This window comes from Streptomyces sp. NBC_00390, from assembly GCF_036057275.1.
In the GTDB taxonomy this organism is placed as follows: domain Bacteria; phylum Actinomycetota; class Actinomycetes; order Streptomycetales; family Streptomycetaceae; genus Streptomyces.
Genome location: NZ_CP107945.1, coordinates 5,955,644 through 5,970,228 on the forward strand (window position 1 = coordinate 5,955,644; position 14,585 = coordinate 5,970,228).

Annotated in this window: 13 protein-coding genes and 1 pseudogene; 7 read left to right on the forward strand and 7 right to left on the reverse strand. The window is 69.7% G+C overall.

What is annotated here, in order from left to right; translation table 11 throughout:
* Positions 1-204: 204 nt before the first annotated feature.
* A complete protein-coding gene (locus OHS70_RS26235) occupies positions 205-2,232 on the forward strand; it encodes a bifunctional glycosyltransferase 87/phosphatase PAP2 family protein (protein ID WP_328401151.1) in 2,028 nt (675 codons plus the stop codon).
* Positions 2,233-2,293: 61 nt separating this feature from the next.
* On the opposite strand, the gene OHS70_RS26240 is transcribed toward OHS70_RS26235, so the two are convergent.
* Positions 2,294-2,686, reverse strand: coding sequence for an ATP-binding protein (locus OHS70_RS26240; RefSeq protein WP_328405910.1), 393 nt, complete (start codon positions 2,684-2,686; stop codon positions 2,294-2,296).
* Positions 2,687-2,805: 119 nt separating this feature from the next.
* Between OHS70_RS26240 and OHS70_RS26245 the strand changes: the two genes are divergently transcribed.
* The 3 genes from OHS70_RS26245 (at position 2,806) to OHS70_RS26255 (ending at position 5,429) form a co-directional block, all read left to right on the forward strand.
* Positions 2,806-3,639 (forward strand): helix-turn-helix domain-containing protein, encoded by an 834-nt coding sequence (locus OHS70_RS26245; RefSeq protein WP_328401153.1) that lies wholly within the window; start codon positions 2,806-2,808, stop codon positions 3,637-3,639.
* Positions 3,614-3,874 carry a DUF397 domain-containing protein gene (locus tag OHS70_RS26250; RefSeq protein ID WP_328401156.1) on the forward strand — a complete coding sequence of 87 codons (261 nt, stop codon included), beginning with the start codon at positions 3,614-3,616 and terminating at the stop codon, positions 3,872-3,874. Before OHS70_RS26245 ends, OHS70_RS26250 begins: the two co-directional genes overlap by 26 nt.
* 1,213 nt (positions 3,875-5,087) lie before the next feature.
* Positions 5,088-5,429: a hypothetical protein gene (locus OHS70_RS26255; RefSeq protein WP_328401158.1), complete on the forward strand. Its 342-nt coding sequence runs from the start codon at positions 5,088-5,090 to the stop codon at positions 5,427-5,429.
* Between the two features lie 32 nt (positions 5,430-5,461).
* On the opposite strand, the gene OHS70_RS26260 is transcribed toward OHS70_RS26255, so the two are convergent.
* The gene (locus OHS70_RS26260; RefSeq protein ID WP_328401160.1) at positions 5,462-5,686 is read right to left on the reverse strand and encodes a DUF6296 family protein; all 225 of its coding nucleotides are present in this window, start codon (positions 5,684-5,686) and stop codon (positions 5,462-5,464) included.
* Positions 5,687-5,802: 116 nt separating this feature from the next.
* Here OHS70_RS26260 and OHS70_RS26265 point away from each other — a divergent pair, with 116 nt between their 5' ends.
* The gene (locus OHS70_RS26265; RefSeq protein ID WP_328401162.1) at positions 5,803-6,282 is read left to right on the forward strand and encodes an HIT family protein; all 480 of its coding nucleotides are present in this window, start codon (positions 5,803-5,805) and stop codon (positions 6,280-6,282) included.
* Positions 6,283-6,469: 187 nt separating this feature from the next.
* Positions 6,470-6,982: a hypothetical protein gene (locus tag OHS70_RS26270; RefSeq protein ID WP_328401164.1), complete on the forward strand. Its 513-nt coding sequence runs from the start codon at positions 6,470-6,472 to the stop codon at positions 6,980-6,982.
* 290 nt (positions 6,983-7,272) lie between these two features.
* Here the strand turns inward: OHS70_RS26270 and OHS70_RS26275 are convergent, their stop codons facing one another.
* The gene (locus OHS70_RS26275; protein WP_328401166.1) at positions 7,273-8,520 is read right to left on the reverse strand and encodes a cytochrome P450; all 1,248 of its coding nucleotides are present in this window, start codon (positions 8,518-8,520) and stop codon (positions 7,273-7,275) included.
* A 251-nt stretch (positions 8,521-8,771) separates the two neighbouring features.
* On the opposite strand from OHS70_RS26275, the gene OHS70_RS26280 reads away from it, so the two are divergent.
* Positions 8,772-9,941, forward strand: a complete 1,170-nt coding sequence (locus OHS70_RS26280) for a steroid 3-ketoacyl-CoA thiolase (protein WP_328401168.1) — start codon at positions 8,772-8,774, stop codon at positions 9,939-9,941.
* Positions 9,942-10,041: 100 nt separating this feature from the next.
* Here the strand turns inward: OHS70_RS26280 and OHS70_RS26285 are convergent, their stop codons facing one another.
* From OHS70_RS26285 to OHS70_RS26300, 4 genes and pseudogenes are all read right to left on the reverse strand, one after another.
* On the reverse strand, positions 10,042-10,515 hold the full coding sequence (locus tag OHS70_RS26285) for a hypothetical protein (RefSeq protein ID WP_328401170.1): 474 nt from the start codon (positions 10,513-10,515) through the stop codon (positions 10,042-10,044).
* A gap of 119 nt (positions 10,516-10,634) precedes the next feature.
* A pseudogene (locus tag OHS70_RS26290) lies at positions 10,635-11,300 on the reverse strand (formylglycine-generating enzyme family protein); the annotation flags it as partial.
* Positions 11,301-11,353: 53 nt separating this feature from the next.
* Positions 11,354-13,738: an excinuclease ABC subunit UvrA gene (locus tag OHS70_RS26295; protein ID WP_328401172.1), complete on the reverse strand. Its 2,385-nt coding sequence runs from the start codon at positions 13,736-13,738 to the stop codon at positions 11,354-11,356.
* 213 nt (positions 13,739-13,951) lie between these two features.
* Complete coding sequence (locus OHS70_RS26300) at positions 13,952-14,359, reverse strand: transglycosylase SLT domain-containing protein (RefSeq protein WP_328401174.1); 408 nt, start codon at positions 14,357-14,359, stop codon at positions 13,952-13,954.
* Positions 14,360-14,585: the final 226 nt, after the last annotated feature.

The following is a 14,585-nucleotide window of genomic DNA, read 5'->3' on the forward strand; positions in this document are numbered from 1 at the left end:
ACCTGGCGGTTCCCGCCCGGTTTACGCCGTCCGGGTGAGACCGGGCGGCAAATATCGGAAAGTAGCGGGGTGACACTCAGGCGAAGAGGCAGTTACCTGAGTCTTCCTCACGGGGCAGTGGGACGCTCTACGGACGCCCGGTGACGGAAGAGGGCACCAAGCGGGACCACACGGACGACACAACGGTGGGAGGCGCGGCGCGACGTGGCGAACGCGGAACACAGCGTGCGCGGAACAGCGACGAGGGACACGAGGATGGGTGCGGCACGAGCCGCCCTGTGGCTCGTCGCCGCCGTACTCGCCGTACGCCAGACGGCAGCGGTGCTGCGGCGGCCCCCCGGTGAACGCCTCACCGACCTGGAGACCTGGATCGGTGAGAACGGCGTCCTGAAGGTGACGGGATCCCTGTACGACGCCGGCAGATTCACCGGCACCCCGTTCGCCGGTCTGGTGCTCAAACCCCTGGCACGCTCCGCCGAGCAGAGCCTCGGCGTCGCCTGGACCTTCGGCACCCTGCTGCTCGTCGTCCTGCTCGGCCTGGTCGCCGCCCGCGCCCTGCCCATCCCCGTGTCCCGCCGCAGCACCCTGCTGGCGGCCCCCGTCGCCATCAGCCTGCTGATGCTGTCCCTGCCCGTCCGCAACAGCTTCCACCTCGGCCAGACCAGCATCATCCCCGTCCTGCTCGTGCTGGTCGGCTGCTTCGCCGTACGCGGTGAGAGACCCTCCGGCATCCTCATCGGCATCGGCGCGGCCCTCCAGCCCACCGTCCTGCTCTTCGCACCGCTGCTGTGGCTCACCGGCCGCCGCAGCGCCGCCGTGGCCGCGGGTGGCACCTTCACGGCCCTCTCGGCGCTCGCCTGGGCCGCGCTGCCCAGCGACTCGTGGACCTACTGGGTGCACCACGTCGCCGGCGCCGGCCTCGGCGCACGCCCGGACAGCCTCGCCAACCAGTCCCTGCACGGCGCGCTGCTCCGCCTCGGCCTCGAGGGCCCCTTGGAGATCGCCCTCTACCTGCTGCTCGCCGCCGCCGTCTGCTTCGTCGGCCTGCGCCGCGCCGTCCGCTGCACCCAGGACGGCCAGCTCCTCCTCGGCGTCGCCCTCACCGGCTGCGTCGCGGTCGCCGTCTCGCCCACCGCCTGGCAGCACCAGCTGCTGTGGGTGCTGCTCGCGATCGTCGGCCGCGTCGGCAAACGTGCCTCCGACCGCATGCTGTGGCCCGTACTCGTCATCCTGGCCATGACCCTGCCGGGCAAGATGCTGCTGCCCAACGTGGGCTTCCTGTACCCCGTACGCGACAACGCGCTGCTCATCGCTGCGCTCGCGGCCGCCTGCGCGGTGCCGTTCCTGCCGCTGACCTCGCCGTACTTCCGCCGGCCCGTGCCCACCGAGTACGCGGAGCCGGTCGCCGCGCGCTGGGCCCGGGTGCCGCTGCTGCCGTTCTGGCGCCGGGTCCTCAGCCGCCCGAACCTGCTGCTGGAACTGCTGGTGATCCGGGTCGGCTACTCGGCCTACTCGCACATCCGCGCCGCGGCGACCGGCGGAGTGGCGGCGGCCGAGGAACACGGCCGGGAGATCCTCTCGATCGAGCGGGCACTGGGCATCGACATCGAGTACTGGGCCAACCAGGCAGTGATCAAAAGCGGGTGGGCGGAGGCGTTCTTCGACTTCTACTACACGTCGTTCCACTTCGTGGTGCCGCTGGGCATCCTCGGTGTCCTGTACGTCCGCCGCCCGTCGGACTACCGCTGGGCCCGCACCTCGCTGGCCTTCGCCACGGTGCTGGCCCTGCTCGGCTTCTGGCTCTACCCGTTGGCCCCGCCGCGGCTGATGCCCGCCATGGGCTTCATCGACACGGTGCACGGCCCGCAGGACCTCGCCAACCCGGACTACGGGGCGATGACGGCCGTCACCAACCAGTACGCGGCGATGCCGTCGCTGCACTTCGGCTGGTCGCTGTGGTGCGGGCTGGTGGTCCTGATGCTCGCCCCCAAGCTGTGGATGAAGCTCCTGGGGCTCGTGCATCCCCTGGCCACCGTGTGCGCGATCGTCACCACAGCCAACCACTGGGTCCTGGACGCGGCGGGCGGCGCGGCGGTCGTCGGCGCGGGCTTCGGCCTGACGTACCTGCTGGCGGGCCGCCGACAGCTCCGGATCCCGCCGCAGGCGGTCCCGGCGGCGAGGGCCGTGGAGACCGCCCGCGAGACGGAGAAGGTCCCGGCCGGGGGCGTGTAACCGCAGGTGGACGCCCGGGGGCACGAGCGAGTGCCCGTGCCCCCGGAGTGGATCGTCGCGTTCAGTCAGGATCCACCGCGTGGGAGGTTTCCGCCACTTGAGCCACCTCGAACCACACGGTCTTGCCTGCCTTGCCCCGGCTGTCCACGCCCCACTTGTCGACTACGGCATCGAGCAGCGCCAGCCCGCGCCCGGACTCGTCGCCGGCGTCCGCGCACCGGAGGACGGGCACCTGTGACGACCCGTCCGACACCTCGACGCGTACGCCCTCCGGGTGCCGCAGGACGAGCAACCCGCAGTGCCGGCCCGGTACATGACGCACGACGTTGGCGAGCAGCTCGGTGACGGCGAGCTCGACGGAGTCGGCCGACTCGGCCAGGCCCCACAGGAGCAGGTAGCTGCGGACGATCCGGCGCACATGGCGGGCGGAGTGGGCGCCGGCGGTGAGGCGCATACCGTACTGGGGAATCTCGTTGTTCACGGCACGAGCGTGAGCTGGGACGACTACGCTCGGCTACACCGCGAATGCAACCCGTCCCGGAGTGGACGGGAGTTGAGCAGGAGGGGGTACGCGTGACCCACATCAACGTCCTGGATCCGGGTGCGTCGCCGCTGGACTACTACGGGTTCGAGCTGCGGAGGTTCAGGGAGGCGGCGGGCCTCACGCAGAGGCAGCTCGGGGAGATCGTCTACTGCACGGGATCGTTGGTGGGCCAGATCGAGACGGCCCGGAAGCTGCCGACGCAGGAGTTCAGTGAGCGGGTGGACGCGGCGCTGGGCACGGACGGGTTACTGTCCCGACTGCTGGGGCTGGTGCTGAGGAGTCAACTGCCAGCGTGGTTCCAACAGGTGGCGGAGTTGGAGGCGCGGGCTGCGGAGATCTGCACCTTCCAGACGCACATGGTGCACGGCCTGCTCCAGACGGAGGGTTACGCCCGCGCAGTGCTCGGAACGATGGACCGGAGCGGCCTGGACGACCGCACGGCGGTCCGGCTGGCGCGCCAGGCCATCCTGGAGAAGGACGAGCCGCCGGTGCTGTGGGCGATCCTCGGAGAGGGTGCGCTGCACCAGAAGATCGGCGGGGCGGAGGTCATGCGGGGGCAACTGGCACGGCTGTTGACCTACGAGGAGGACCCGCGGATCAATGTTCAGGTGCTGCCGTACGAGGCGGGGGCGCATGCCGGACTGACCGGCTCCTTCACGCTCTATCAGTTCGCGGCTGACCCAGCCATCCTCTATACCGAGCGGTACGGCAGCGGCTATTCGAGTGCCAACCCACAAGAGGTCAGGGACTGTTCGCTCCGTTACGATCACCTGCAGGCCGCAGCCCTCTCCATCAAGGACTCGGCGGAGCTGATCCGGGATGTCATGGAGGAACGCTATGGGGAGTCGCACACAATGGCGTAAGTCGAGCTACAGCAGCGACCAGGGCGGCGAGTGCATCGAGTGCGCCCCGCTCAACGGCGCCGCCTGGCGCAAGTCGAGCTACAGCGGCGACCAGGGCGGCTCGTGCATCGAGTGCGCAGCCACCCCCCACGTCGTCGCCGTCCGCGACTCCAAGGACATCACGCGCCCCGCCCTCCACCTCTCGCGCCCCGCGTTCGCCGCCTTCGTCGCGGCCGCCGCGCACGGAGAGATCTAACTGGATCCGAAGCGCGCCCCGAGTGCGGGTCAGCGGAGGACAGGCACCCACCTGCATCTGCCGATTACTCCGAGTTATTGATAATCAGCGCGTGCCGACCGGGTGTGACGACCGATCGGCTGTGCGCGGGCCAAGCTCGCCCTTGGGATCGGACTGGAGTCCCCGACCGGTCGAATCGAGGAGCGCGTACATGAGCCCTGCCAACAGGACAGGGTCCCGACTGGGACCGCTGCCTCGGCGAGTCAACTGGACCGCGGGCGGTGCGATCGCCTCACTCGCGCTGGTCCTGGCGGCCGGGCTCGGCAGTCCGGTCGCGGTCGCGGCTCAGAGCATGGGCGAACGCGTGAGCGTGTCGAGCGGCCCGGGCGGTGGAGACGACAAGTGCAGGGACGGGGCGGACCGCGGCGGCAAGGACAAGTGCAAGAGGGGCCCGAAGGGCGCGACCGGCGCGACGGGTCCGACAGGTCCCACGGGCGCGCAGGGTGACCCGGGTGCGACGGGGGCGACAGGACCAACGGGTGTGACAGGTCCGACGGGACCCACGGGTGCGACGGGTCCCACGGGTGCGACGGGTCCCACGGGTGCACAGGGTGACCCAGGTGCGACCGGTCCCACGGGCCCGACAGGCGCGACGGGTCCGACGGGACCCACGGGCGCGCAGGGTGACCCGGGTGTGACGGGGGCGACAGGACCAACGGGTGTGACAGGTCCGACGGGACCCACGGGTGCGACGGGTCCCACGGGTGCACAGGGTGACCCAGGTGCGACCGGTCCCACGGGCCCGACAGGCGCGACGGGTGCGCAGGGTGACCTGGGACCCACGGGTGCGACCGGTCCCACGGGTGCGCAGGGCGACCCGGGTCCGACGGGTCCCACCGGTCCGACGGGTGCGACCGGTCCCACAGGAGCGCAGGGTGACCCGGGTCCGACGGGCCCCACAGGTCCCACAGGCGCGCAGGGCGACCCAGGTGCGACGGGTCCCACGGGCCCCACGGGCGCGCAGGGTGACCCAGGTGCGACGGGTGCGACGGGTGCGACGGGTGCGACGGGTGCGACAGGACCGACCGGCCCGACGGGATCGACCGGGGCCACGGGGCCTGCCGGGCCCACGGTCAATGTCGGCGCGAGCATCTTCGGCGCCGAATCCCAGACCATCCCGACCAACGTCGAGACCCAGATCACCTTCAGTGGCGCCGCCTACGACACGGACACGATGTTCGACTCGGCGAACTCGACTCTGGTGGTCAACACCGCCGGGCGCTACCTCCTCAAGGGAAGGATCCTCTGGAACTTCACTCCGAATGACGAGGGGCAGCGTCAGCTTCGTATCTCCGTCAACGGCAGTGTCGTCGCCTTTGACGGGCAGGACACCGCGGACGCCCCGGTCGGCTTCGGCACCTCGCAGGACGTGTCAACGATTGTTCAGCTGAATGCCGGTGACGTGATCTCCCTCAGGGTCTTCCAGACCACCGGGAGTGACGCCACCTCGACCTGGCTGTTCACGGGAGAGACCAACGTGGCTCCCCAGCTCCAGGCGGAGTGGCTCGCGCAGTAGACCACGCCACGCCCTCGTGGAGCAGTCCGGTTCTAGCTGGGCTGCCGCGCGGTCACCGGTGTCTCAAGTGCCTGGTGGCCGCCACTCGCGAGCATGCGCACCTCGCCCTGGTCGCTGATCTCCGCACGCACGATTCCGGAGTCGTCCTCGTAGATCGGGTAGCCGCCGGCTCCTGACCTCTCGGTGCGCCGGACGATGACCACGTCGTACTCCGTGGCGGACGCAAACACGAGCTCAAAGGTATCTGGATACGCCATGCCTCCATCGTGGCCCGAGCCGGGCCGCCGCGCCTCCCGAGACCTGCCCGCCGCAGCCGAGACCGCTCGTCACCCCACTCGGTCGGTCCTTGATCACCTGCGCGTAGGTTCGGGCCATGACCGGTGAGTGGCGGATGGATCGGATCGGGGCTGCTCTGAGGGGCGAGAACCCGACTGTGTTGCGACGGTTGGAGTCGGGGTTCGCAGTGATCGGGGACGTTCAGTTCCTGCCGGGCTACTCGGTTCTCCTCGTGGATGAACCGAATGTGCAGCGGCTCTCGGACCTGCCGAGGTCCAAGCGGCTGTCGTTCCTGTCCGGGATGGACCAGCTCGGCGAGGCGGTCGAGCGGGCCTGTCGGCGTCTTGACCCGGCGTTCCGCAGGGTCAATCTGGAGATCCTGGGAAACACGGACCCGTTCCTGCACGCGCATGTCTGGCCGAGGTTCGAGTGGGAGCCGGCCGATGCGGTGGGTGCGCCGGTGTGGCTCTATCCGCGTGACAGGTGGACCGACGAGCAGTTCAGACTTGGTCCGCAGCATGACGTGCTGCGGGATGCGATCGGCAGCGAACTGGACCGGTTGCGCTCGCCGGCCTGACGGGTGCGGGCGAGCTACGCCCGAAGCGGACCCGGATTCCCGCCGTCGATCATGGCAGCCCTGTACGGGACCGGCGGAAGAATCCCCGCACGATCGCGGGCCTCGGTGCCCGCACCGCGCGGCGGGTGGCATGCTGCAGTCCCGTCGACGGCGAAGGGCTGTCCTGGGTGGGGAAGGCAGGTGTGCCGTGCGGTTTCCGGCCGAGGCGAGCCGTGATGTCGAGGTCCGCTACATGGCGGCGAGCTGCATGGGCGGCTTCGCATGGGTGACCGTCGACTTCGAGCCCCTCGAGGGCGAGGCGCTGGGCATGGAGTTCGTGAACCCCCTGAGTCCCGACGAGCTCTGGCCCGACTGCGCGTCGGCCCTGCGGCAGGGGATCCTGCGCCGCCTGGCGGGCGTGTCACGGGCAGGCAGGTCCGACGACGAGCCGCACATGCCCGGCGACGAGGAGCTGCGTGCCGGGTACCCGGTGCTGGGCGACGGCGACCGCGGCCTGATCGCCCTGCGGGTCGTCGTGCGCGCGTCCCGTGTGCACGAGGTGGACACCACCGCGTCGGCGCATCTGCGCGCCGGCTGGCGCGCGGCCGACAAGGGACTGTTCGCCGCCGCGGCGACCGACGACCCGCGCGACCGGGCCGGTGGAGCTCCGCGCGGCACGCCAGGGAGCGCGGGTGCCCGGGACGTGCATTCCAGGGGGTAGTACACGAAGTCCGGTCGCTGGTAGGGGGTCCACCACGCGGTGAGCGCCCATGGCGCATGCACGGGCACGGCCCCGGCAATCAGTGCTGTGGCCCAGGGACGGGGCAGCCGCCGCCAGGTCACCACCCGGGCCCGATCGCCCCGCGTACTCGCCGGCGCTTCCCCGGACGGGCCGGACGGTCGCACACCACCGAGCGGGGATGCGGCCGGGCCACCGAGGCCCGGTCCCGCGGGAGGCAGGGGCACGGGGGCGTGGGATGAGGTGGCCCCTGCCTCCCTCGGTCTGTGCGGTCAACCGGTCGTGACCCGCAGTTCCTTGATGCCGTTCAGCCATGCCGAGCGCAGCCGGCGCGGGTCGCCCGCCAGGCGCAGGTCCGGCAGGGCGTCGGCTATCGCGTTGAAGATCAGGTTGATCTCCATCACCGCCAGCGACTTGCCGAGGCAGAAGTGCGGGCCGCCGCCCCCGAAGCCCAGGTGCGGGTTCGGGTCGCGGGTGATGTCGAAGCGGTCCGGCGACTCGAACACCTCGGGGTCGTTGTTGGCCGAGGAGTAGAACAGCCCGACCCGGTCGCCCTTCTTGATGCGGGCGCCGCCCAACTCCACGTCCTCGGTGGCCGTCCGCTGGAAGGAGACGACCGGGGTCGCCCAGCGCACGATCTCCTCGGCCGTCGTCCCGGGGCGTTCGCGTTTGTAGAGCTCCCACTGGTCGGGGTGGGTCAGGAAGGCGTGCATTCCGTGGCTGATCGCGTTGCGTGTGGTCTCGTTGCCGGCCACCGCCAACAGGATCACGAAGAAGCCGAACTCGTCGGAGGACAGGTTGCCTTCGCCCTCCGCCGCCACCAGTCGGCTGACGATGTCCTTGGCCGGACACTCCTTGCGCGCCGCCGCGAGGTTCATGGCGTACGAGACGATCTCCATCGCCGCCTCGGTGCCGACCTCCTCGGTGATGGCGTACTCGGGGTCGTCGTATGCCGCCATCTTGTTGGACCAGTCGAAGATCTTGGTGCGGTCCTCCTGGGGTACGCCGATGAGTTCGGCGATGGCCTGGAGGGGGAGTTCGACCGCGATGTCGGTGACGAAGTCGAAGGTGCCGTCGTTCTTCGCCCCGGCGGCCGCGGCCTCTTCCACGATCGCGTGGGCGCGCCGCCGCAGTGCGCCCTCCAGGGAGCGCACGGCGCGCGGGGTGAAGCCGCGCTGGACGATCTGGCGGACGCGGGTGTGTTCCGGCGGGTCCATGTTGAGCATGATCAGCTTCTGGACCTCGATCTGGTCGCGGCTGATCGTCTCGTTGAAGCGGATGACCGCGGTGTTGGTGTTCGAGGAGAACAACTCGGGGTGCGTGGAGACGTGCTTGACGTCCGCGTGCCGGGTGACGGCCCAGTACCCCTCGTCGGCGAAGCCCGAGATGCCGGCGGGCTGGGTGCACCACCAGACCGGGGCGGTCTTGCGCATCTCGGCGAACTCCGGGAGGGGGACGCGGGCCTGGAGGAGGTCCGGGTCGGTGAAGTCGAATCCTTCGGGCAGATGGGGGCAGGACATCGGCAGCTCCAACTTCAGGTCTGACGGCCCATCAGAAGTTGGCCGAAAGGTAGTAACGAGTTCTACAAGTAGCAAGGGCCACGGTCGGAACTGTTGCCTGCGAGGGGTGCAGCAAGAGGCGTGCACGCCCCTTGCGTACCGGGGGTAGCACCTCGGAGACTGCTAGAGGAACTAGAACGCGTACTAGTTCGCCAGTTCGGCCCTGTGGGCGCCGGGACGCCCCACGGCCGCGCGGAGGAGAGGACGAGCTCATGGCCGCGGAACCCGTCATCGTCGAAGCCGTACGCACCCCCATCGGCAAGCGCGGGGGTGTGCTCGCCAACCTTCACCCCGCCTATCTGCTGGGCGAGACCTACCGTGAACTCCTCGGCCGCACCGGCATCCACGCCGACTGCGTCGAGCAGATCGTCGGCGGCACCGTCACGCACGCCGGCGAACAGTCCATGAACCCCGCGCGCACCGCGTGGCTCGCGATGGGGCTGCCGTACGAGACGGCGGCCACCACCGTCGACTGCCAGTGCGGCTCCTCCCAGCAGGCGAGCCACATGGTCGCCAACATGATCGCGGCCGGAGTCATCGACATCGGGATCAGCTGCGGTGTCGAGGCCATGTCGCGCGTACCGCTCGGCAGCGGGTCCAAGCACGGCCCCGGCAAACCCTTCCCCGACGAGTGGAACGTCGATCTGCCCAACCAGTTCGAGGCCGCGGAACGCATTGCGCGCCGTCGCGGACTGACCCGGGAGCACGTCGACTCGCTCGGGCTGCTCTCGCAGGAGCGGGCGGGGACCGCCTGGGCCGAGGAGCGCTTCAAGCGCGAGACGTTCGCGGTGCAGGTGCCGACGACGGAGGAGGAGCAGGCGGCCGGTCAGGGCATGTGGCGGCTCGTCGACCGGGACCAGGGGCTGCGTGACACCTCGATGGAGGCGCTGGCCGGGCTGAAACCGGTCATGCCGACCGCGGTGCACACCGCCGGGAACTCCTCACAGATATCCGACGGTGCCGCCGCCGTCATGTGGGCGTCCAAGCGGATGGCGCGGGCGCTCAAGCTGAAGCCGCGCGCCCGGATCGTCGCCCAGGCGCTGGTCGGCGCCGATCCGCACTACCACCTCGACGGTCCCGTCGACGCCACCCGCGCGGTGCTCGGCAAGGCGGGGATGTCGCTCGGGGACATCGATCTGGTGGAGGTCAACGAGGCGTTCGCGTCAGTGGTGTTGAGCTGGGCGCAGGTCTTCGAGCAGGGCCTGGAGAAGGTCAACGTGAACGGCGGCGGCATCGCGCTCGGCCACCCGGTGGGCGCGACCGGGGCCCGGCTGATCACCACGGCGCTGCACGAACTGGAGCGCCGGGACAAGGAGTTCGCGCTGATCACGATGTGCGCGGGCGGGGCGCAGGCCACGGGCACGATCATTCAGCGGCTGTGAGCGAAGCGGGCCGGACATGGGTCGTGCATGCGCCGCGGTGTCAGTGGTGCGGTGAGCGGGTGCCGCCTTCCCGCCAAGCTCACCCGGACCGAAGCCGGCTTCACGTCAGGTAGGTGCGCACGACATCAAGGAACGCCCGCCGGCTCGGACGTATGTGCGCCCAGACCTTCTCGTCCTGCGGCTCTCCCGGGTCGTCGGGGCCGTCCCTGATCACCTTCTGTACGGCGAACGCGAGGCCACGTGCCGCGTCATTGACCTCGGACGCACACAGTACGTGGATCGTCTTCTGCGTCACCCACACCCTGTCGATGATCTGGCGTGCCCGCTCCTGCCATTGCTCGTCGGTCATGTTGTGGTGATAGCGGTCCACGGCGACCCGCTCGGCCTCCTGCACCGCAGACAGAAAATCGATGAGATGGGTGAGGCGCTCGTTGCGGCGCGCCTCAGCGAGTTCGCGAACGCTGCGGCGCGCCTCGGCCCGCTCCGACGCGCGTCCTACCGAGTGCTGGGCCAGCAGTGACATCAGCCCGCCGAGTACAACGCCGATGAGTGGCGCGATCGTTGTCCACGTCACACCCAACTGTGGCATTGGTGAGGTTGGTGCCACTGACCTTTCGGATATTTCGAGCTGCCGGACCCCGACGGCCCCCAGCGGCCATGCTTTCGGGTGCACCCCCGGAAACCGGGCTGGTGGATGAATCGCGCGACGCGGAATCCCACGTCGTCGATCCGGAAGGTCGGGTGGCTGCGGCGCCGTACCGAGGCCCGGCAGCTCCAGTGCTCGTCGAACCAGCCACCGCCACGCAGCACCCGATAGGTGTCGTAGACCTCGGCGTCGTAGATGTCCCAGCACCACTCCCAGACATTGCCCAGCATGTCGTACAGGCCCCACGCGTTGGGCTGTTTGCCGCCCACGTCGTGAATCCGTTCCTGCGAGTTGCCGCGGTGCCATGCGATCTCGTCGAGCGGCCCGTACCGCGCGCCGGCCGTACCGGCACGGCATGCGTGCTCCCACTCGGCCTCGGTCGGTAGCCGGTACCCGTCGGCGGACGCGTCCCACTCGACACCCTCGGCGTCGGCATGAAGGCGGTACGCGGGCGTCAACCCCTCGCGCTGGGACAGGGCGTTGCAGAACCGGACCGCGTCCAGCCACGAAACGCCCTCGACCGGCAACCGGTCGCCTTGTGCGCTGCTCGGCTGCCGGCCGGTGACCTCCGCGTACCGCGCCTGGGTGATCGGGGACGCCGCGAGCTCGTACGGCGCGAGCTCGACCGCCCAACTGCGCTGCGTCCGCCGGTCCGACAGTGTCACCTTCCCCGGCGGGACGGCGATCATCTCGTGTCGTGCGGTCGCGTCCATGGGTCGGCGATCCTAGCAACGCCGTGGTGCTCGCGGTGTCCCCGAGTGCCTCGTCAGGTGCCGACGTAGGCCGCGAGGTGTTCGCCCGTGAGGGTGGAGCGGGCGGCGACGAGTTCGGCGGGTGTGCCCTCGAAGACGAGCCGGCCGCCGTCGTGGCCGGCGCCGGGGCCGAGGTCGATGATCCAGTCGGCGTGCGCCATGACCGCCTGGTGGTGCTCGATGACGATGACCGACTTGCCGGAGTCGACGATCCGGTCGAGCAGGCCGAGCAGGTGCTCGACGTCGGCGAGGTGGAGGCCCGTGGTCGGCTCGTCGAGGACGTAGACGCCGCCCTTCTCGGAAATGTGCGTGGCCAGCTTGAGCCGCTGCCGCTCGCCGCCGGACAGCGTGGTGAGCGGCTGGCCGAGGGTGAGGTAGCCGAGCCCGACGTCGGCGAGCCGCTCGAGGATCTTGTGCGCGGCCGGCGTGCGCGCCTCTCCGGCGCCGAAGAACTCCTCCGCCTCGGTCACCGACATCGCGAGCACCTCGCTGATGTCCCGGCCGCCGAGGTGGTATTCGAGCACCGATGCCTCGAACCGCTTCCCCTCGCAGTCCTCGCACGGGGAGGCGACGCCGGCCATCATCGCCAGGTCGGTGTAGATGACGCCGGCGCCGTTGCACGTGGGGCAGGCGCCCTCGGAGTTGGCGCTGAACAGCGCCGGCTTCACGCCGTTGACCTTCGCGAACGCCTTGCGGATCGGGTCGAGCAGTCCGGTGTACGTCGCCGGGTTGCTCCGTCGCGAGCCCTTGATCGCGCTCTGGTCCACCGACACCACACCCTCGCCGGCCGGGATCGACCCGTGCACGAGCGAGCTCTTGCCGGAGCCGGCGACGCCGGTGACGACCGTCAGCACACCGAGCGGGATGTCGACGTCGACGTCTCGTAGGTTGTTCGCCGTCGCTCCGCGGATCTCCAGCGTGCCGGTGGGCTTGCGCACCGTCTCCTTGACGGCGGCCCGGTCGTCGAGATGGCGGCCGGTGACGGTGCCGCCGGCCCGCAGCCCCTCGACGGTGCCCTCGAAGCAGACGGTGCCGCCCTCCGTACCGGCGCCGGGACCGAGGTCGACGACGTGGTCGGCGATGGCGATCGTCTCCGGCTTGTGCTCCACGACGAGCACCGTGTTGCCCTTGTCCCGCAGCCGCAGCAGCAGGTCGTTCATCCGCTGGATGTCATGGGGGTGCAGTCCGATCGTCGGCTCGTCGAAGACGTAGGTGACGTCGGTGAGCGAGGAGCCGAGGTGACGGATCATCTTGACGCGCTGCGCCTCGCCGCCCGACAGCGTGCCCGCCGGCCGGTCGAGCGCCAGATAGCCGAGGCCGATCTCCACGAACGAGTCGAGTGTGTGCTGCAGCGCCGTGAGCAGCGGTGCCACCGACGGCTCCTTGAGGCCGCGGACCCATTCGGCCAGGTCGCGGATCTCCATCGCGCAGGCGTCGGCGATGCTGATCTGCTTGATCTTCGACGACCGGGCCCCCTCGCTGAGCCGGGTGCCCTCGCACTCGGGGCAGGTGGTGAAGGTGACCGCCCGCTCCACGAACGCCCGGATGTGCGGCTGCATCGCCTCCTTGTCCTTGGACAGGAACGACTTCTGGATCTTGGGGATCAGGCCTTCGTAGGTGAGGTTGACGCCGTTGACCTTCACCTTGGTCGGCTCGCGGTAGAGGAAGTCCTGCATCTCCTTCTCGGTGAAGCTGCGGATCGGCTTGTTCGGGTCGAGGAAGCCCGACTGGGCGTAGATCCCCACGGTCCACACGTTGTCCGACTTCCAGCCGGGGATGGTGAACGCGCCCTCGGCGATGGACTTGGAGTCGTCGTAGAGCTGGGTGAGGTCGATGTCGGAGACCGAGCCCCGGCCCTCGCAGCGCGTACACATGCCGCCGGTACGGTTGAAGGTCGCCTTCACCGTCTTCTTGGCACCGCGCTCCACGGTGATGGCGCCGCTCGCCCGGACCGAGGCGGTGTTGAAGGAGTACGCGCTGGGCGGGCCGATGTGCGGCTTCCCGAGTCGGCTGAAGAGGATGCGCAGCATCGCGTTGGCGTCGGTGGCGGTGCCGACCGTGGAGCGGGGGTCGGCGCCCATCCGCTGCTGGTCGACGATGATCGCGGTCGTCAGTCCGTCGAGTACGTCGACCTCGGGCCGCGCCAGCGTCGGCATGAAGCCCTGCACGAAGGCGCTGTAGGTCTCGTTGATCAGCCGCTGCGACTCCGCGGCGATCGTGTCGAACACCAGCGAGCTCTTGCCCGACCCGGAGACTCCGGTGAACACCGTCAGCCGGCGCTTCGGGATCTCGATGCTGACGTCCTTGAGGTTGTTCTCGCGCGCGCCGTGCACGCGGATCAGGCCGTGGCTGTCGGCAGTGTGCGGCGCAGGCGACTGCGGGTTCGTCCTCGTGGCCATGCTCTTCGTGTCTCCGTCCGTTGGGCGGGACCGCCTTCGCGGTCTCCGTCTCCATGGCGGTCACGCTAGCCGTGGCTCGGCACCGGTGCTTCTCGATTCCTGATCCGTCCGGTCACCTGTTTCGTCAGCACGCTTTCGAGGAGGGCCACGGAAGGCGAAGGGGCCCCGAAGCGACGTATCGCTGCGGGGCCCCTTCGAAGGGTTACCGGCGGCTTAGTACCAGTGGTTGGCCTGCCAGAAGTTCCAGGCGCCGCACGGGCTGCCGTAGCGCTCGTTCATGTACTCCAGACCCCACTTGATCTGCGTCTTGGGGTTGGTCTTCCAGTCGGCGCCGGCCGAGGCCATCTTGCCGCCGGGCAGGGCCTGGACCAGGCCGTAGGCGCCGGAGGACGGGTTGGACGCCGTGTGGTTCCAGTTCGACTCGTGCTCCACGATCTTGTCGAAGCACTGGAACTGCGTGGCGGGCATCATCTGCTTGGCGATCTGCTGGGGAGTGGCGGTCGCGGCCGAGGCCGTCGACGTCGTCCCCATGACCGCACCGGCCGCACCGAGGAGCACGGCGGTACCGGCGACGACGGACTTCTTGCGGGCAGTGAAGCGGGTGATCAGCGAGCGGGACAAGGTGATGCCTAACGTTCGGGGTCGGTTCTGTCGCGAGGGGCGGGCCGAGCCGGGCTCGTGTGCTGGGCTTCGAGGCCCTGCTTCCCTTGCGACGAGAACAGTTGTAGCCGGGGCGGCGGAGCTCGCGCCGTGACCGGGCTCACCCGTATATACGAGGCGAACGGGGTAGGAGGGGTCTAAGGCCCAAATGGTGTATGTAGTGCTTTTCGCCAGGTCGGAGGGTGTT

What these genes read in the sequence shown, in the direction of transcription:
- OHS70_RS26250 (WP_328401156.1), top strand. Translation starts at nt 3,614, where the DNA reads ATGGGGAGTCGCACACAATGGCGTAAGTCGAGCTACAGCAGCGACCAG.
- OHS70_RS26275 (WP_328401166.1), bottom strand. Translation starts at nt 8,520, where the DNA reads ATGTCCTGCCCCCATCTGCCCGAAGGATTCGACTTCACCGACCCGGAC.
- OHS70_RS26295 (WP_328401172.1), bottom strand. Translation starts at nt 13,738, where the DNA reads ATGGCCACGAGGACGAACCCGCAGTCGCCTGCGCCGCACACTGCCGAC.
- OHS70_RS26280 (WP_328401168.1), top strand. Translation starts at nt 8,772, where the DNA reads ATGGCCGCGGAACCCGTCATCGTCGAAGCCGTACGCACCCCCATCGGC.
- OHS70_RS26240 (WP_328405910.1), bottom strand. Translation starts at nt 2,686, where the DNA reads ATGCGCCTCACCGCCGGCGCCCACTCCGCCCGCCATGTGCGCCGGATC.
- OHS70_RS26260 (WP_328401160.1), bottom strand. Translation starts at nt 5,686, where the DNA reads ATGGCGTATCCAGATACCTTTGAGCTCGTGTTTGCGTCCGCCACGGAG.
- OHS70_RS26265 (WP_328401162.1), top strand. Translation starts at nt 5,803, where the DNA reads ATGACCGGTGAGTGGCGGATGGATCGGATCGGGGCTGCTCTGAGGGGC.
- OHS70_RS26255 (WP_328401158.1), top strand. Translation starts at nt 5,088, where the DNA reads ATGTTCGACTCGGCGAACTCGACTCTGGTGGTCAACACCGCCGGGCGC.